The organism is Blastococcus sp. CT_GayMR20, from assembly GCF_004570345.1.
Map to the genome: position 1 here is coordinate 17,828 of NZ_SPQM01000017.1, position 17,363 is coordinate 35,190.

Annotated in this window: 18 protein-coding genes; 8 read left to right on the forward strand and 10 right to left on the reverse strand. The window is 73.1% G+C overall.

What is annotated here, in order from left to right:
• Window positions 1–9: 9 nt before the first annotated feature.
• The 10 genes from metK to carB (E4P40_RS06780) all read right to left on the reverse strand — a co-directional run bounded on the left by metK (window position 10) and on the right by carB (E4P40_RS06780) (window position 10,106).
• On the reverse strand, window positions 10–1,203 hold the full coding sequence (gene metK / locus E4P40_RS06735; RefSeq protein WP_135158091.1) for a methionine adenosyltransferase: 1,194 nt from the start codon (window positions 1,201–1,203) through the stop codon (window positions 10–12).
• 115 nt (window positions 1,204–1,318) lie between these two features.
• The gene (gene coaBC / locus E4P40_RS06740; RefSeq protein WP_135158092.1) at window positions 1,319–2,554 is read right to left on the reverse strand and encodes a bifunctional phosphopantothenoylcysteine decarboxylase/phosphopantothenate--cysteine ligase CoaBC; all 1,236 of its coding nucleotides are present in this window, start codon (window positions 2,552–2,554) and stop codon (window positions 1,319–1,321) included.
• Window positions 2,555–2,637: 83 nt separating this feature from the next.
• Complete coding sequence (gene rpoZ, locus E4P40_RS06745) at window positions 2,638–2,901, reverse strand: DNA-directed RNA polymerase subunit omega (RefSeq protein WP_012949163.1); 264 nt, start codon at window positions 2,899–2,901, stop codon at window positions 2,638–2,640.
• A gap of 64 nt (window positions 2,902–2,965) precedes the next feature.
• On the reverse strand, window positions 2,966–3,565 hold the full coding sequence (gene gmk / locus E4P40_RS06750; RefSeq protein WP_135158093.1) for a guanylate kinase: 600 nt from the start codon (window positions 3,563–3,565) through the stop codon (window positions 2,966–2,968).
• Between the two features lie 36 nt (window positions 3,566–3,601).
• A complete protein-coding gene (gene mihF / locus E4P40_RS06755; RefSeq protein WP_135158094.1) occupies window positions 3,602–3,928 on the reverse strand; it encodes an integration host factor, actinobacterial type in 327 nt (108 codons plus the stop codon).
• Between the two features lie 299 nt (window positions 3,929–4,227).
• Window positions 4,228–4,533, reverse strand: coding sequence for a hypothetical protein (locus E4P40_RS06760; protein WP_135158095.1), 306 nt, complete (start codon window positions 4,531–4,533; stop codon window positions 4,228–4,230).
• Complete coding sequence (gene pyrF / locus E4P40_RS06765; RefSeq protein WP_209305213.1) at window positions 4,530–5,408, reverse strand: orotidine-5'-phosphate decarboxylase; 879 nt, start codon at window positions 5,406–5,408, stop codon at window positions 4,530–4,532. Before pyrF (E4P40_RS06765) ends, E4P40_RS06760 begins: the two co-directional genes overlap by 4 nt.
• Entirely contained in the window at window positions 5,405–6,343 is a 939-nt protein-coding gene (locus E4P40_RS06770; RefSeq protein WP_135158096.1) for a dihydroorotate dehydrogenase, read from the reverse strand. Before E4P40_RS06770 ends, pyrF (E4P40_RS06765) begins: the two co-directional genes overlap by 4 nt.
• Window positions 6,340–7,221 (reverse strand): dihydroorotate dehydrogenase electron transfer subunit, encoded by an 882-nt coding sequence (locus E4P40_RS06775; RefSeq protein ID WP_135158097.1) that lies wholly within the window; start codon window positions 7,219–7,221, stop codon window positions 6,340–6,342. Before E4P40_RS06775 ends, E4P40_RS06770 begins: the two co-directional genes overlap by 4 nt.
• On the reverse strand, window positions 7,218–10,106 hold the full coding sequence (gene carB / locus E4P40_RS06780) for a carbamoyl-phosphate synthase large subunit (protein ID WP_245160176.1): 2,889 nt from the start codon (window positions 10,104–10,106) through the stop codon (window positions 7,218–7,220). The genes E4P40_RS06775 and carB (E4P40_RS06780) overlap by 4 nt, the downstream gene beginning before the upstream one ends.
• Between carB (E4P40_RS06780) and carB (E4P40_RS06785) the strand changes: the two genes are divergently transcribed.
• The 8 genes from carB (E4P40_RS06785) (at window position 10,045) to rpoZ (E4P40_RS06820) (ending at window position 17,327) form a co-directional block, all read left to right on the forward strand.
• On the forward strand, window positions 10,045–12,747 hold the full coding sequence (carB, locus tag E4P40_RS06785; RefSeq protein WP_245160177.1) for a carbamoyl-phosphate synthase large subunit: 2,703 nt from the start codon (window positions 10,045–10,047) through the stop codon (window positions 12,745–12,747). The genes carB (E4P40_RS06780) and carB (E4P40_RS06785) overlap by 62 nt on opposite strands.
• Entirely contained in the window at window positions 12,744–13,625 is an 882-nt protein-coding gene (locus E4P40_RS06790; RefSeq protein ID WP_135158097.1) for a dihydroorotate dehydrogenase electron transfer subunit, read from the forward strand. The genes carB (E4P40_RS06785) and E4P40_RS06790 overlap by 4 nt, the downstream gene beginning before the upstream one ends.
• On the forward strand, window positions 13,622–14,560 hold the full coding sequence (locus E4P40_RS06795; RefSeq protein WP_135158096.1) for a dihydroorotate dehydrogenase: 939 nt from the start codon (window positions 13,622–13,624) through the stop codon (window positions 14,558–14,560). Before E4P40_RS06790 ends, E4P40_RS06795 begins: the two co-directional genes overlap by 4 nt.
• Window positions 14,557–15,435, forward strand: a complete 879-nt coding sequence (pyrF, locus tag E4P40_RS06800) for an orotidine-5'-phosphate decarboxylase (protein WP_209305213.1) — start codon at window positions 14,557–14,559, stop codon at window positions 15,433–15,435. Before E4P40_RS06795 ends, pyrF (E4P40_RS06800) begins: the two co-directional genes overlap by 4 nt.
• Window positions 15,432–15,737, forward strand: coding sequence for a hypothetical protein (locus tag E4P40_RS06805; protein WP_135158095.1), 306 nt, complete (start codon window positions 15,432–15,434; stop codon window positions 15,735–15,737). Before pyrF (E4P40_RS06800) ends, E4P40_RS06805 begins: the two co-directional genes overlap by 4 nt.
• A gap of 299 nt (window positions 15,738–16,036) precedes the next feature.
• Window positions 16,037–16,363, forward strand: a complete 327-nt coding sequence (mihF, locus tag E4P40_RS06810) for an integration host factor, actinobacterial type (protein WP_135158094.1) — start codon at window positions 16,037–16,039, stop codon at window positions 16,361–16,363.
• Between the two features lie 36 nt (window positions 16,364–16,399).
• Entirely contained in the window at window positions 16,400–16,999 is a 600-nt protein-coding gene (gmk, locus tag E4P40_RS06815; protein WP_135158093.1) for a guanylate kinase, read from the forward strand.
• 64 nt (window positions 17,000–17,063) lie between these two features.
• Window positions 17,064–17,327: a DNA-directed RNA polymerase subunit omega gene (rpoZ, locus tag E4P40_RS06820; RefSeq protein ID WP_012949163.1), complete on the forward strand. Its 264-nt coding sequence runs from the start codon at window positions 17,064–17,066 to the stop codon at window positions 17,325–17,327.
• Window positions 17,328–17,363 lie beyond the last annotated feature (36 nt).

Consider the following 17,363-nt stretch of genomic DNA (forward strand, 5'->3'; position numbering starts at 1 on the left):
GTCAGCGCGTCAGGCGCCGACAGCAGCGCGGAGCGCGTCGACCCGATCCAGGCGCTCCCAGGGCAGCTCGACGTCGGTCCGGCCGAAGTGGCCGTAGGCCGCCGTCGGTGCGTAGATCGGCCGCAGCAGGTCCAGGTCGCGCACGATCGCGCCGGGGCGCAGGTCGAACACGGTGCTGATGGCCTTCTCGAGGACGTCGTCGGCCACGGTGCCGGTGCCGAACGTCTCGACGAACAGGCCGACCGGGTGGGCGGCGCCGATCGCGTAGGCCACCTGCACCTCGCAGCGGCGGGCGAGCCCCGCAGCGACGACGTTCTTCGCCACCCAGCGCATCGCGTAGGCACCCGAGCGGTCGACCTTCGACGGGTCCTTGCCGGAGAACGCGCCGCCACCGTGGCGGGCCATGCCGCCGTAGGTGTCGACGATGATCTTGCGGCCGGTCAGGCCGGCGTCACCCATCGGGCCGCCGATCACGAACTTGCCGGTCGGGTTGACCAGCAGGCGGTAGCCCTCGGTCGGCAGGCCGAGGGCGGCCAGCTCCGGCTCGACGACGAGCTCCTGGATGTCGGGGGCGAGGAGCTGCTCGATCGAGATGTCCTCGGCGTGCTGGGAGGAGACGACCACGGTGTCGACGGCGACCGGCTGGTCGTCCTCGTAGACCACGGTGACCTGGGTCTTGCCGTCGGGCCGCAGGTACGGCACCGATCCGTCCTTGCGGACGGCGGACAGCCGGCGCGCGAGGCGGTGGGCCAGCGCGATCGGCAGCGGCATGAGCTCGGGCGTCTCGTCGGTCGCGTACCCGAACATCAGGCCCTGGTCACCGGCACCCTGGCGGGAGATCTCGTCCTCGTCGGTGTGCGTGCGCGCCTCGAAGGCGGTGTCGACGCCCTGGGCGATGTCGGGCGACTGGGCGCCGATCGACACGCTCACCCCGCACGAGGCGCCGTCGAAGCCCTTGCGCGAGGAGTCGTAGCCGATGCGCAGGACCGTGTCGCGGACGATCGTGGCGATGTCGACGTAGCCGGCTGTCGTGACCTCGCCCGCGATGTGCACCTGGCCGGTGGTGATCATCGTCTCCACGGCGACGCGGCTGCGCGGGTCCTGCGCGAGCATGGCGTCGAGGATCGAGTCGCTGATCTGGTCGGCGATCTTGTCCGGGTGGCCCTCGGTGACCGACTCGGAGGTGAAGAGACGGCGTGGCACTCGGTACTCCCTGGGATAGATCTTCGGTGGAGAGTCGCAGACCGGTGGTGCACGGCCTCGCGTGAACGCTACCGGCTGGGCCGACGGGGCCGCGGTGCCACCCGGTCCGGCGCCCTCACGGGAGCCGGGGGACGACGCTCGTCCAGATGCCCGCGGCGACGGCGTCCTTGCTGCCGTGGGGCACCTCGGTGGCCGGACCGTCGGCGGTGAGGACGACGACGGTGTTCTCCGCCCGGCCGAAGACCTGCCCGCCGGAGACGTCGTTGACGACGAGGACGTCGCATCCCTTGCGCGCGAGCTTCGCCCGCGCGTGGGTGAGCACGTCGGCGTCCTCGTCGCCGGTCTCGGCCGCGAAGCCGACGACCAGCTGACCCGGCGCCCGCTTCGTGACCAGCTCGGCCAGGACGTCGGGATTGCGGACGAGCGGCACCGAGCTGGGCTCCGACGTGGACCCCTTCTTCAGCTTCGACGCGGCCACGCTCTCGGGGCGGAAGTCGGCGACCGCAGCGGCCATGACCACTACGTCGGGAGCCACTCCCCCGCCCGTCCCGGCCTCGGCGACCATCGCGTCGCGCAGCTCCTCCGCCGTCCCGACCGGGAGGACGCGCACCCCGAACGGTGCCGGTGCGTCGACGTTCGCGGCGACCAGGGTGACGTCGGCGCCGCGGGCGGCGGCGACCCGGGCCAGCGCCCAGCCCTGCTTGCCCGAGGAGCGGTTGCCCAGGTAGCGGACCGGGTCCAGCGGCTCGCGGGTGCCACCGGCGCTGATGAGCACCCGGCGGCCGGCGAGGTCGGGCGCGAGGGCGGCGGCACCGGAGGAGAGGACGACCAGCGACAGCGCGGCGATGTCGGCGGGCTCGGGCAGCCGCCCCGGGCCGGAGTCGGGGCCGGTGAGGCGGCCGACGGCCGGCGGGAGGACGACGGCGCCGCGGCGGCGCAGCGTGGCCACGTTCTCCTGCGTCGCGGGGTGCAGCCACATCTCGGTGTGCATCGCGGGCACGAACACGACCGGGCAGGACGCCGTCAGCAGCGTCGCCGTGAGGAGGTCGTCCGCACGGCCCATGGCGGCCCGGGCGAGGAGGTCGGCGGTGGCCGGGGCGACGACGACCAGGTCGGCGGCCTGCCCGATGCGCACGTGCGCGACCTCGGGGACGTCGGACCACACGTCGGTGGTCACCGGGTTGCCGGAGAGCGCCTCGAAGGTGGCCGCGCCGACGAAGTGCAGCGCCCCGGGCGTCGGGACGACGCGGACGTCGTGCCCGGCCTCGGTGAACGCGCGCAGCACGAAGGCGGCCTTGTACGCGGCCACTCCCCCGCTCACGCCCAGCACGATCGACGACACGGTGCTCATCCTCCCAATACGAGAACGCACCCGGCAGCAGCTGCCGGGTGCGTTCTCATCAGTCTGGGTGCCCCCTGCCCGGGGCAGCCGGCTCAGTTCTCGCCGGCGGTGTGGGTCAGCAGGCCCTCGTTGATCTCGCGCAGCGCGATCGAGAGGGGCTTCTCCTGGGGGGCGGTGTCGACCAGCGGGCCGACGTACTCCAGCAGGCCCTCGGAGAGCTGGCTGTAGTAGGCGTTGATCTGGCGGGCGCGCTTGGCGGCGAAGATGACCAGGCCGTACTTGCTGCTGGTGCGCTCGAGCAGCTCGTCGATCGGCGGGTTGGTGATGCCCTCGGGGGCAGGTGCGACTCCGGACACGGGCGGGCGTGCTCCTCATTCGATGGTGGGAGTGAGCGGCCGGCGGCGGCCACCGGCGGTGCTCTCACTCGTGGGCGCGGCTCTCCCGGAACAGACCGGGCGAGGGCGCAGTCAGCAAGCCTACCAACTCATCGGCGGCCCGGGCCACGTCGTCGTTGACCACCACCACGTCGAACTCGCCCGCGGCGTCGAGCTCGGCCTGGGCGAGGGCCAGCCGGCGTTCCTGCACGGCGGGCGGTTCGGAGCCGCGACCGGCCAGCCGGCTCACCAGCGCCCCCCACGACGGAGGCGCGAGGAAGACCAGCTGCGCCTGGGGATCGCGGGTCCGCACCTGGCGCGCGCCCTGCAGCTCGATCTCCAGCAGCGCGGGCTCCCCGGTGGCCAGCCGGGCGCGGAGCGGGCCGAGCGGTGTCCCGTACCGGTTCCCCGCGTACTCGGCCCACTCCAGCAGCCCGTCGTTGGCGACGAGCCGGTCGAACTCGGCGTCGTCCACGAACCAGTAGTGCTCGCCGTCCCGTTCGCCCGGGCGGGGGCGACGAGTGGTCACCGACACCGACACCCACACGCCGGGGTGGCGTCGCCGGACCTCGGCCACGACCGTCCCCTTGCCGACCCCGGAGGGGCCGGAGAGCACGGTGAGCCGAGCCGGTGTTGCTGAGACCACTCGTCGTCCTCGTCCGCTCGATCGTGCCGAGCCGGCTCAGCTGACCTTGTCGCCGCTGAACTCGGCCTCCAGCGCCTTGCGCTGGTTGGCGCCCAGACCGCGCACCCGGCGGGTGGGCGAGATCTCCAGGCGCTCCATGATCTTCGCAGCACGGGCCTTGCCCACGCCGGGGAGGGACTCGAGCACCGCGGAGACGCGCATCTTCCCGATGACCTCGTCGGTCTCGCCCTGCTTGAGGACGTCGCCGACGGTGGCGCCCTTGCTCTTCAGGCGCTCGCGCAGTTCGGCGCGCGCCTTACGTGCAGCCGCGGCCTTCTCGAGGGCAGCGGCCCGTTGTTCCGGGGACAGGTCGGGCAGGGGCATGGCAGACCCAATCGTTCGTTCGCCGGCCGTGATTCGACCGGCGGCGTTGTTCTGGACTTGTCGGGAAGAGCTCACTTCTGAGCCTCACGGCCAACCTAGTTCCCGGCAAATCCGCTGGTCACGCGCCCTCTGCGCGGATTCACGTCGATTGTTCGATCCTGCCCCTCACCGCGCGTTCCCGCTACGCGGTGACGTTCCGTCATCACCCCAGGTCAGCATGCGTGGCGCGCCCGGCCGGGGAACTGAGGGGCGCGCAACCCGGTGGCGGACGTCTTTCACGACACGCCGGAGAGCCGTTGTCAGGGGACGCGCGGGGTGCCCGCCCGGCGTCCGAACAGCCAGCCGGCCAGACCGGCGAGGACCAGCAGGCCGAGCACCAGCAGGCCCGCTCCGAGGAGGTGGGTGCCGGTCCACAGCACCGCTCCGTCGAGGCCGAGCACCAGCTCGCTCCGGTACGCCTCGTCCCCAGCCGGCAGGGGCTGGTAGCTGCCGCTGTAGGCGGTCCAGCCGGCGTCGCCCGGCTGGTCGGCGACCCAGAACACCGTGCTGCCCGCCGCGACGAGCACCCAGCCGAGGGCGCCGACCAGGAGGGGCGCCCGCGTCATCCCGCCAGCTCCGCCGTCCACCGGTCCGCAGCGGCCCGCAGGGCGGCGACGTCGGGACCGGCGGCCAGCACATCCCGGGAGACCGTCGGGACGACGGCACGGTCCGTGCCGAAGAGCCGCCGGAGGTCGGCGACCGAGCCGCCCTGCGCACCGAGACCCGGCGCGAGGATCGGGCCGCCGAGGCCGTCCAGGTCGACGTCCAGGTCGCGCAGCGTCGCCCCGACCACCACCCCGAACGAGCCCGTCGTGGGGCCGAACCGGCTCGCGACGTCGCGGACGGCGGCGAGGTCGGGCAGGGGGTCGCCGATCACCCAGCCGGGGGTGTTCCAGCCCCGCACGGTGTCCACCACGACCTGGGCGACCGACCGCTCTCCCACGAGGGCGTGCTGGAGGGTGCCCGCGTCGGGGTTCGACGTCCGTGCGAGCACGAACAGCCCACCCCCGCAGAGCCGGGCGGTGTCGACGGCCGGCTGCAGCGAGCCCGGCCCGAGGTAGGGGCTCACCGTCATCGCGTCGACGGCGAGCGGGTGCTCGGGCCGGAGGTAGTCGGCGTAGGCGTCCATCGTCGAGCCGATGTCGCCGCGCTTGGCGTCGAGCAGGACCAGCGCACCGGCCGCACGGGCCCCGCCCACGGCGTCCTCGAGGACGGCCAGCCCCCGCGACCCGTGCCGCTCGTAGAACGCCAGCTGCGGCTTGAGGACGGCGACCGATCCGGCGAGTGCGTCGACCACGGCGTCGGTGAACCGGGCGAGACCGTCCGGGTCGTCGGACAGCCCCCACGTCGCCAGCAGCGGCGGGTGCGGGTCGATGCCGACGCACAGCCGGCCGCGGGCGGCGACGGCGTCGGCGAGGCGCTCTCCGAACGGTGTGATCATCGGTGCGCGTACCCCACGGCCTCGGTGAGGGAGGCGAAGCCCCGCTCCCCCAGCGCGAGGGCCAGCTCGCCGTGGATCCGGCCCGGCGCAGAGGGGTCGTTGAAGACCGCCGTCCCCACCGAGACGGCCGACGCGCCGGCCAGGACGAACTGGAGGGCGTCCAGCCCGCTGCGGATGCCACCCATCCCGAGGATGGGGACCTGCGGCAGGGCCTGGTGCGCCTGCCAGACGCAGCGCAGCGCCACCGGGCGGATCGCCGGGCCGGAGAGCCCGCCGGTCACCCCGCCGAGGACCGGCCGCATCGTGCCGGGATCGATGACCAGCCCGAGCAGGGTGTTGATCATCGACAGCCCGTCGGCGCCGGCGTCGGTCACCGCGCGGGCGATGCTCACGATGTCGGTGACGTCGGGGCTGAGCTTGGCGTAGACGGGGTGCGCCGGGTCCGCAGCGGCCCGGACGGCGCTGATGACGTCGGAGGCGGCGGCGGGGTCGCAGGCGAACACCTCGCCCCGGCTCTCCACGTTCGGGCAGCTGATGTTCACCTCGAGGCCGAGGACGCCCGGGACGCCGCGCAGGCGGGTGGCGAGCTCGGCGAAGTCCTCCACGCGGGTACCGGCGATGGAGACGAAGGTCCGGGCTCCCCGCTCGGCCAGCCAGGGCAGGTCCTCGGCCAGCAGCCCGTCGATCCCCGGGCCCTGCAGGCCGATCGAGTTGAGCATGCCGCTCGGCGTCTCGGCCATGCGCGGGGTCGGCCGTCCGGAGCGCGGCCGCAGCTGCACCGACTTGGTGACCACGGCGCCGAGCGCGGTGAGGTCGACGAACGGCTCGAGCTCCTGCCCGAACGCCGAGCAGCCGGAGGCGGTCAGGACCGGGCCGGGGATCTCGACGGACCCGAGCGACGTCCGCATGTCCACGGCGGTGTCGACGGCGGTCATGGCGCCACCACTCCCATCGCATCGGCGCCGACGACGTCCCAGGGCAGCATGCCGACGTCGTCGAAGCGCACCCGGTCGCCGCCGAAGACCGGCCCCTCGGTGCACGACCGGGAGAACCGGGTCCGGCCGTCGGCGCCGACGATCGGCAGCACGCAGGTCATGCAGACCCCGATGGCGCAGGCCATCGACTCCTCCACGGCGACGTAGGACGGGATCCCGCGCGCAGTGGCCGCGTCGGCCACCGCCCGCAGCATCGGCATCGGCCCGCACGCGTAGACCACGGCGGCGTCGGGCAGCAGCTCGTCGACGGCGAGGGTCACCAGCCCGCGGCGGCCGGAGCTGCCGTCGTCCGTCGTGACCTCGACCCGCGTGGCGATGCCGGTGAGCTCTTGGACCGAGCAGAGCCGGTCGGCCCCCGCGGCACCCGCGACGACGTCGACCTCGGAGCCGAGCGCCCGCAACTGCGCGGCGAGGCCGACGAGCGCCGCGGCCCCGTACCCGCCGCCGACGAGCAGCGCGCGGGCGCCGGGCGGGGCCGGGGGGAACGGCCGGCCGAGCGGGCCGACGACGTCCACGCTGTCGCCGGGCCGCCGTTCGGTGAGCCAGGTCGAGCCGGGGCCGGCGGCGGACACGACCACGGTGACCACGCCCTCGTCGGCCGTGCTGATCGCGATCGACCGGCGCAGGAGCAGTGCGGAGGTCCCGCCGCCGATCGCGAACGCCACGAACTGACCCGGTTCGGCCCGTTCCGCGATCTCCGGGGCGGCCAGTGAGAGCTCGACGTAGGCGTCCACCTCGCGGCGGCCGACGACCTCCACCACCCGCTGCACCGGCGGCCGCGCCGCGCGCGGGGCAGGCTCGGTCAGCAGCCCGCTCACGCGTCCCCCCGGGAGGCCGCCAGGGCGGCGTGCACCTCCTGCAGGCTGCGGACGCCGATGTCGCCCCGGCGCAGCGACTCGATGCCCTGGACCGCGGCGGCCATGCCCTGCACGGTGGTGATGCAGGGGATGCCGGCGGCGACGGCGGCCGTGCGGATCTCGTACCCGTCGAGGCGGGGCCCGCTGTTGCCCGGCGATCCGAAGGGCGTGTTGACCACGATGTCGACGTCCCCGGCCAGGATCTTCTCCACCACGTTGCCGGGCCCGTCGCTGAACTTGCCGACCACCTCGCAGTGCACCCCGTTCCGCCGCAGCACCTGGGCGGTGCCCACCGTCGCGAGCACCCGGAAGCCGAGGTCGGCCAGCCGCTTGATGGGGAAGACGGCCGAGCGCTTGTCGCGGTTGGCCAGCGACACGAAGACCGTGCCCTCGGTGGGCAGGGAGCCGTATGCGGCCGCCTGCGACTTGGCGAACGCCCGGCCGAACTCCGAGTCGAGGCCCATGACCTCACCCGTGGACTTCATCTCCGGCGAGAGCACCGTGTCGACGCCGTGGCCCTCCACGGTGCGGAACCGGTGGAAGGGCAGGACCGCCTCCTTCACCGCGATGGGGGCGTTCTCGGGCAGGTCCGTGCCGTCCCCCGTCGCTGGCAGGACGCCGGCCTTCCGCAGGTCGGCGACCGTCTCGCCGACCGCGATCCGGGCCGCGGCCTTGGCCAGTTGGACGGCGGTCGCTTTCGAGACGAACGGCACGGTGCGGCTGGCCCGCGGGTTGGCCTCGATCACGTAGAGGATGTCGTCCTTGATCGCGTACTGGACGTTCATCAGCCCGCGCACGCCGATGCGGGCGGCCAGCTTCTCCGTCGCCGCCCGGATCTTCAGCAGGTCGGCCGAGCCGAGCGTGATCGGCGGGAGGGCGCAGGCCGAGTCGCCGGAGTGGATCCCTGCCTCCTCGATGTGCTCCATGACGCCGCCGAGGTAGAGATCGGTGCCGTCGAAGAGCGCGTCGACGTCGATCTCGACGGCGTCCTCCAGGAACCGGTCGACCAGTACCGGATGGGCGGCGCTCAGTTCGGTCGCCTTGGCGATGTATGCCTCCAGGGTGGCCTCGTCGTAGACGATCTCCATCCCTCGGCCGCCGAGGACGTAGGACGGCCGGGCCAGGACCGGGTAGCCGATCGAGGTCGCGATCTGACGGGCCTCGGCGAACGTCGTCGCCGTGCCGTGCTTCGGCGCCGTCAGCCCTGTGTCGTGCAGGACCCGGGAGAACGCTCCGCGGTGCTCCGCGTCGTCGATGGCCTCGGGCGACGTGCCGAGCACCGGCACCCCTGCGTCCTTGAGCCGCTGCGCCAGGCCCAGCGGCGTCTGGCCGCCGAGGGTGCAGATGACCCCGGCGACCGGTCCGGCGGCACGCTCGGCCTCGACGACCTCCAGGACGTCCTCGAAGGTGAGCGGCTCGAAGTAGAGCCGGTCGGCGGTGTCGTAGTCGGTCGAGACGGTCTCGGGGTTGCAGTTGACCATCACCGCCTCGTAGCCGGCGTCCTGCAGGGCCATGACGGCGTGCACGCAGGAGTAGTCGAACTCGATGCCCTGCCCGATCCGGTTCGGCCCCGAGCCGAGGATCAGCACCGCTTCCTTCTCCCGCGGCTGCACCTCGTTCTCCTCGTCGTACGAGGAGTAGTGGTAGGGCGTGGTCGCGGCGAACTCGGCAGCGCAGGTGTCGACGGTCTTGTAGACCGGCCGGATCCCCAGCCGCCAGCGCAGCGCCCGGACGCCGTCCTCGCCGGCGAGCTCGGGCCGCAGGGCGGCGATCTGGCGGTCGGAGAGGCCGTGCCGCTTGCCACGGCGCAGCAGCTCCGGCGTGAGGGACGGGGCGTCGCGGATCTCGGCACCGACCTCGGCGATCAGCGCGATCTGGTCGACGAACCATGAGTCGAAACCACTTGCCGCCGCGACGTCCTCGACCGTGGCGCCGGCGGCCAGCGCCCGTTCGGCGAGGTAGAGCCGGCCGTCCACCGGGACGCGCAGCGCCTCGAGCAGTTCATCGGCCGAGCGCTCGTCCGCTGCACCGGTCCAGAAGCCGGCGACCTTGGTCTCGGTGGAGCGCATCGCCTTGCCGAGGGCCTCGGCGAAGTTCCTGCCCATCGACATGATCTCCCCGACGCTCTTCATCGTCGTCGTCAGCCGCGGGTCCGCGCCGGGGAACTTCTCGAAGGCGAACCGCGGGATCTTGACGACGACGTAGTCCAGCGTCGGCTCGAAGGCGGCCGGGGTGACGCCGGTGATGTCGTTGGTGATCTCGTCGAGGGTGTAGCCGATGGCCAGCTTCGCGGCGATCTTGGCGATCGGGAAGCCGGTGGCCTTGGACGCCAGCGCTGACGACCGGGAGACCCGCGGGTTCATCTCGATGACGACCAGCCGCCCGGTCTCCGGGTGGACGGCGAACTGGATGTTGCAGCCGCCCGTGTCCACGCCGACCGCCCGCAGCACCGCGATGCCGACGTCACGCATCTGCTGGTACTCGCGGTCGGTGAGGGTCATGGCCGGCGCGACGGTCACCGAGTCGCCGGTGTGCACACCCATCGCGTCGATGTTCTCGATCGAGCAGATGACGACCACGTTGTCACTGCGGTCCCGCATGAGCTCGAGCTCGTACTCCTTCCAGCCGAGGACCGACTCCTCGATCAGGACGGTGTGCACCGGGGAGTCGGCCAGGCCGTGGGCGGCCATGCGACGGAGCATCGGCTCGTCGGTCGCGATGCCCGAGCCGAGCCCGCCCATGGTGAAGCTGGGCCGGATGACGACGGGATAGCCGACCTCCTCGGTGCACACCGTCCTGATCGAGGAGTCGGTCCTCGGCTGGAAGGAGTACGAGCTCGAGCTCATGCGGGACCGCAGTGACAACGTGGTCGTCATCTGCTCGATCGAGAACATCGACGCGATGGGTGTGCACACCGGCGACTCGGTGACCGTCGCGCCGGCCATGACCCTCACCGACCGCGAGTACCAGCAGATGCGTGACGTCGGCATCGCGGTGCTGCGGGCGGTCGGCGTGGACACGGGCGGCTGCAACATCCAGTTCGCCGTCCACCCGGAGACCGGGCGGCTGGTCGTCATCGAGATGAACCCGCGGGTCTCCCGGTCGTCAGCGCTGGCGTCCAAGGCCACCGGCTTCCCGATCGCCAAGATCGCCGCGAAGCTGGCCATCGGCTACACCCTCGACGAGATCACCAACGACATCACCGGCGTCACCCCGGCCGCCTTCGAGCCGACGCTGGACTACGTCGTCGTCAAGATCCCGCGGTTCGCCTTCGAGAAGTTCCCCGGCGCGGACCCGCGGCTGACGACGACGATGAAGAGCGTCGGGGAGATCATGTCGATGGGCAGGAACTTCGCCGAGGCCCTCGGCAAGGCGATGCGCTCCACCGAGACCAAGGTCGCCGGCTTCTGGACCGGTGCAGCGGACGAGCGCTCGGCCGATGAACTGCTCGAGGCGCTGCGCGTCCCGGTGGACGGCCGGCTCTACCTCGCCGAACGGGCGCTGGCCGCCGGCGCCACGGTCGAGGACGTCGCGGCGGCAAGTGGTTTCGACTCATGGTTCGTCGACCAGATCGCGCTGATCGCCGAGGTCGGTGCCGAGATCCGCGACGCCCCGTCCCTCACGCCGGAGCTGCTGCGCCGTGGCAAGCGGCACGGCCTCTCCGACCGCCAGATCGCCGCCCTGCGGCCCGAGCTCGCCGGCGAGGACGGCGTCCGGGCGCTGCGCTGGCGGCTGGGGATCCGGCCGGTCTACAAGACCGTCGACACCTGCGCTGCCGAGTTCGCCGCGACCACGCCCTACCACTACTCCTCGTACGACGAGGAGAACGAGGTGCAGCCGCGGGAGAAGGAAGCGGTGCTGATCCTCGGCTCGGGGCCGAACCGGATCGGGCAGGGCATCGAGTTCGACTACTCCTGCGTGCACGCCGTCATGGCCCTGCAGGACGCCGGCTACGAGGCGGTGATGGTCAACTGCAACCCCGAGACCGTCTCGACCGACTACGACACCGCCGACCGGCTCTACTTCGAGCCGCTCACCTTCGAGGACGTCCTGGAGGTCGTCGAGGCCGAGCGTGCCGCCGGACCGGTCGCCGGGGTCATCTGCACCCTCGGCGGCCAGACGCCGCTGGGCCTGGCGCAGCGGCTCAAGGACGCAGGGGTGCCGGTGCTCGGCACGTCGCCCGAGGCCATCGACGACGCGGAGCACCGCGGAGCGTTCTCCCGGGTCCTGCACGACACAGGGCTGACGGCGCCGAAGCACGGCACGGCGACGACGTTCGCCGAGGCCCGTCAGATCGCGACCTCGATCGGCTACCCGGTCCTGGCCCGGCCGTCCTACGTCCTCGGCGGCCGAGGGATGGAGATCGTCTACGACGAGGCCACCCTGGAGGCATACATCGCCAAGGCGACCGAACTGAGCGCCGCCCATCCGGTACTGGTCGACCGGTTCCTGGAGGACGCCGTCGAGATCGACGTCGACGCGCTCTTCGACGGCACCGATCTCTACCTCGGCGGCGTCATGGAGCACATCGAGGAGGCAGGGATCCACTCCGGCGACTCGGCCTGCGCCCTCCCGCCGATCACGCTCGGCTCGGCCGACCTGCTGAAGATCCGGGCGGCGACGGAGAAGCTGGCCGCCCGCATCGGCGTGCGCGGGCTGATGAACGTCCAGTACGCGATCAAGGACGACATCCTCTACGTGATCGAGGCCAACCCGCGGGCCAGCCGCACCGTGCCGTTCGTCTCGAAAGCGACCGCCGTCCAACTGGCCAAGGCCGCGGCCCGGATCGCGGTCGGCGAGACGGTCGCCGACCTGCGGAAGGCCGGCGTCCTGCCAGCGACGGGGGACGGCACGGACCTGCCCGAGAACGCCCCCATCGCGGTGAAGGAGGCGGTCCTGCCCTTCCACCGGTTCCGCACCGTGGAGGGCCACGGCGTCGACACGGTGCTCTCGCCGGAGATGAAGTCCACGGGTGAGGTCATGGGCCTCGACTCGGAGTTCGGCCGGGCGTTCGCCAAGTCGCAGGCGGCCGCATACGGCTCCCTGCCCACCGAGGGCACGGTCTTCGTGTCGCTGGCCAACCGCGACAAGCGCTCGGCCGTCTTCCCCATCAAGCGGCTGGCCGACCTCGGCTTCCGGGTGCTCGCGACGGTGGGCACCGCCCAGGTGCTGCGGCGGAACGGGGTGCACTGCGAGGTGGTCGGCAAGTTCAGCGACGGGCCCGGCAACGTGGTGGAGAAGATCCTGGCCGGGGACGTCGACATCGTGGTCAACACGCCCTTCGGATCGCCGGGCAACAGCGGGCCCCGCCTCGACGGGTACGAGATCCGCACGGCCGCCGTCGCCGCCGGCATCCCCTGCATCACCACCGTGCAGGGCATGGCCGCCGCGGTCCAGGGCATCGAGTCGCTGCGCCGGGGCGACATCGGCGTCCGCAGCCTGCAGGAGGTGCACGCCGCCCTGGCGGCCTCCCGGGGGGACGCGTGAGCGGGCTGCTGACCGAGCCTGCCCCGCGCGCGGCGCGGCCGCCGGTGCAGCGGGTGGTGGAGGTCGTCGGCCGCCGCGAGGTGGACGCCTACGTCGAGCTCTCACTGGCCGCCCCGGAGATCGCGGAACGGGCCGAACCGGGTCAGTTCGTGGCGTTCGCGATCGGCGGCGGGACCTCCGCACTGCTCCTGCGCCGGTCGATCGCGATCAGCACGGCCGACGAGGGCGTGGTCACCGTGGTCGTGTCCGCCGCCGGCCCCGGCTCGACCTGGCTCACCGAACGGCGGCCCGGCGACAGCGTGGACGTCGTCGGCCCGCTCGGCCGGCCGTTCCCCCCGGCCCCGCCCGGCGCCCGCGCGCTGCTCGTCGGCGGCGGGTACGGGGCCGCGGCGCTCGTCGGCCTCGCCGCGCAGTTGCGGGCGCTCGGCTCCGAGGTCGACGTCGTCGCGGGTGCCGCGGGGGCCGACCGGCTCTGCTCGGTCCAAGAGCTCACCGGCATCGCCACGCGGGTCGAGGTCACGACGGACGACGGCAGCTCCGGCCGCCGCGGGCTGGTGACCCTCGCCGTCGACGAGCTGCTGCCCGACGCCGCCGTGGTCTACGCGTGCGGGCCGATGCCGATGCTGCGGGCGGTGGCCGACGCGGCCACTGCGCGCGGGATCCCGTCCTACGTCGCCGTGGAGGAGTCGATGGCCTGCGCCATCGGGGTCTGCATGACCTGCGTGCTGCCGATCGTCGGCGCCGACGGCCGGACCCGGTTCTCCCGGTCGTGCACCGAGGGGCCGGTCTTCGGCGGCGACCGGGTGCGCTTCGACGACGTCGGCATGCTGCCCTGGGACGTCGTCGGCGCCGATGCGATGGGAGTGGTGGCGCCATGACCGCCGTCGACACCGCCGTGGACATGCGGACGTCGCTCGGGTCCGTCGAGATCCCCGGCCCGGTCCTGACCGCCTCCGGCTGCTCGGCGTTCGGGCAGGAGCTCGAGCCGTTCGTCGACCTCACCGCGCTCGGCGCCGTGGTCACCAAGTCGGTGCAGCTGCGGCCGCGCTCCGGACGGCCGACCCCGCGCATGGCCGAGACGCCGAGCGGCATGCTCAACTCGATCGGCCTGCAGGGCCCGGGGATCGACGGGCTGCTGGCCGAGGACCTGCCCTGGCTGGCCGAGCGGGGAGCCCGGACCTTCGTCTCCATCGCCGGTACCCGCGTGGAGGACTTCGCCGAGCTCGCCACCCGCCTGCGCGGCGTCCCGGGCGTCCTCGGCCTCGAGGTGAACATCAGCTGCCCGAACGTGGAGAGCCGGGGCGAGGTGTTCGCCTGCGACCCCGCCGCCGCCTCCGACGTCATCAGCGCCGTCCGGGCCGCTGCGGACCCGGCGCACCCCGTCTACGCCAAGCTCAGCCCCGACGTCACCGACATCGTGAGCATCGCCCGCGCGGTGACCGACGCCGGCGCCGACGGGCTGTCGATGATCAACACCCTGCTCGGGCTGGTCATCGATCCCGGCACGATGCGGCCGGTCCTCGGCGGGGTGACCGGCGGGCTCTCCGGCCCGGCGATCCGCCCGGTGGCGCTGCGCTGCGTCTGGCAGGCGCACCAGGCCCTGCCGCAGGTCCCCATCCTCGGGATGGGTGGCATCCGCAGCGGGCTGGACGCCCTCCAGTTCGTCCTGGCCGGCGCGTCGGCCGTCTCGGTGGGGACGGCGGTCTTCAACGACCCCTCTGCGCCGGGCCGGATCCACGGCGAGCTGGCCCTCGCGCTGGGGGAGCGGGGCTTCGCCTCCCTCACCGAGGCCGTGGGGTACGCGCACCGATGATCACACCGTTCGGAGAGCGCCTCGCCGACGCCGTCGCCGCCCGCGGCCGGCTGTGCGTCGGCATCGACCCGCACCCGCCGCTGCTGGCGACGTGGGGGCTGTCCGACGACCCGGACGGTCTCGCCCGGTTCACCGACGCCGTGGTCGACGCACTCGCCGGATCGGTCGCCGTCCTCAAGCCGCAGCTGGCGTTCTACGAGCGGCACGGGTCGCGGGGGCTGGCCGTCCTCGAGGACGCCGTGGGCGGGGCCCGTGCGGCCGGTGCGCTGGTCCTGCTCGACGCCAAGCGCGGCGACATCGGCTCGACGATGGACGCCTACGCCGACTACCTCCGGCCCGAGCACCCGCTCGCCGTCGACGCGATGACGGTGAGCCCCTACCTCGGGCCGGGCTCGCTGCAGCCGGCCGTCGACACCGCCCGGCTCTGCGGGGGTGGGCTGTTCGTGCTCGCACGGACGTCGAACCCCGACGCGGGCACCCTCCAGCACGCCCTCGTGGGAGAGCGGTCGGTCGCCCAGGTCGTGGTGGACACCGTGCGGGGCTGGAACACCCCCGGCTGGGTGATCGGCGACCCCCTGCCCGACCTCGCCGCCGTCCGCGACGTCGCGAGCCGGTTCGGCCCCACGACGGGCTCGTTCGGGGTGGTGGTCGGGGCGACGCTGCGCGACCTGGACGTCGACCTGGACGGCCTCGGCGGCCCGATCCTCGCGCCGGGTCTCGGTGCGCAGGGCGGCTCGGTCGCCGACCTCCGGCGGCTCTTCGGCACGGACCGTGCCGTCGTCCCGACGGTCTCCCGGGATGTGCTGGCCGCCGGTCCCGACGTCGCCGCCCTGCGGGCCGCTGCGGACCGGTGGACGGCGGAGCTGGCGGGATGACGCGGGCGCCCCTCCTGGTCGGCGCCCTCGGCTGGGTGCTCGTCGCGGCGGGCAGCACGGTGTTCTGGGTCGCCGACCAGCCGGGCGACGCCGGCTGGACCGCCTACAGCGGCAGCTACCAGCCCCTGCCGGCTGGGGACGAGGCGTACCGGAGCGAGCTGGTGCTCGGCCTCGACGGAGCGGTGCTGTGGACCGGCACCCACCTCCTCGGAGCGGGCCTGCTGGTGCTCGGCCTGCTGGTCCTCGCCGGTCTGGCCGGCTGGCTGTTCGGACGCCGGGCGGGCACCCCGCGCGTCCCCTGACAACGGCTCTCCGGCGTGTCGTGAAAGACGTCCGCCACCGGGTTGCGCGCCCCTCAGTTCCCCGGCCGGGCGCGCCACGCATGCTGACCTGGGGTGATGACGGAACGTCACCGCGTAGCGGGAACGCGCGGTGAGGGGCAGGATCGAACAATCGACGTGAATCCGCGCAGAGGGCGCGTGACCAGCGGATTTGCCGGGAACTAGGTTGGCCGTGAGGCTCAGAAGTGAGCTCTTCCCGACAAGTCCAGAACAACGCCGCCGGTCGAATCACGGCCGGCGAACGAACGATTGGGTCTGCCATGCCCCTGCCCGACCTGTCCCCGGAACAACGGGCCGCTGCCCTCGAGAAGGCCGCGGCTGCACGTAAGGCGCGCGCCGAACTGCGCGAGCGCCTGAAGAGCAAGGGCGCCACCGTCGGCGACGTCCTCAAGCAGGGCGAGACCGACGAGGTCATCGGGAAGATGCGCGTCTCCGCGGTGCTCGAGTCCCTCCCCGGCGTGGGCAAGGCCCGTGCTGCGAAGATCATGGAGCGCCTGGAGATCTCGCCCACCCGCCGGGTGCGCGGTCTGGGCGCCAACCAGCGCAAGGCGCTGGAGGCCGAGTTCAGCGGCGACAAGGTCAGCTGAGCCGGCTCGGCACGATCGAGCGGACGAGGACGACGAGTGGTCTCAGCAACACCGGCTCGGCTCACCGTGCTCTCCGGCCCCTCCGGGGTCGGCAAGGGGACGGTCGTGGCCGAGGTCCGGCGACGCCACCCCGGCGTGTGGGTGTCGGTGTCGGTGACCACTCGTCGCCCCCGCCCGGGCGAACGGGACGGCGAGCACTACTGGTTCGTGGACGACGCCGAGTTCGACCGGCTCGTCGCCAACGACGGGCTGCTGGAGTGGGCCGAGTACGCGGGGAACCGGTACGGGACACCGCTCGGCCCGCTCCGCGCCCGGCTGGCCACCGGGGAGCCCGCGCTGCTGGAGATCGAGCTGCAGGGCGCGCGCCAGGTGCGGACCCGCGATCCCCAGGCGCAGCTGGTCTTCCTCGCGCCTCCGTCGTGGGGGGCGCTGGTGAGCCGGCTGGCCGGTCGCGGCTCCGAACCGCCCGCCGTGCAGGAACGCCGGCTGGCCCTCGCCCAGGCCGAGCTCGACGCCGCGGGCGAGTTCGACGTGGTGGTGGTCAACGACGACGTGGCCCGGGCCGCCGATGAGTTGGTAGGCTTGCTGACTGCGCCCTCGCCCGGTCTGTTCCGGGAGAGCCGCGCCCACGAGTGAGAGCACCGCCGGTGGCCGCCGCCGGCCGCTCACTCCCACCATCGAATGAGGAGCACGCCCGCCCGTGTCCGGAGTCGCACCTGCCCCCGAGGGCATCACCAACCCGCCGATCGACGAGCTGCTCGAGCGCACCAGCAGCAAGTACGGCCTGGTCATCTTCGCCGCCAAGCGCGCCCGCCAGATCAACGCCTACTACAGCCAGCTCTCCGAGGGCCTGCTGGAGTACGTCGGCCCGCTGGTCGACACCGCCCCCCAGGAGAAGCCCCTCTCGATCGCGCTGCGCGAGATCAACGAGGGCCTGCTGACCCACACCGCCGGCGAGAACTGAGCCGGCTGCCCCGGGCAGGGGGCACCCAGACTGATG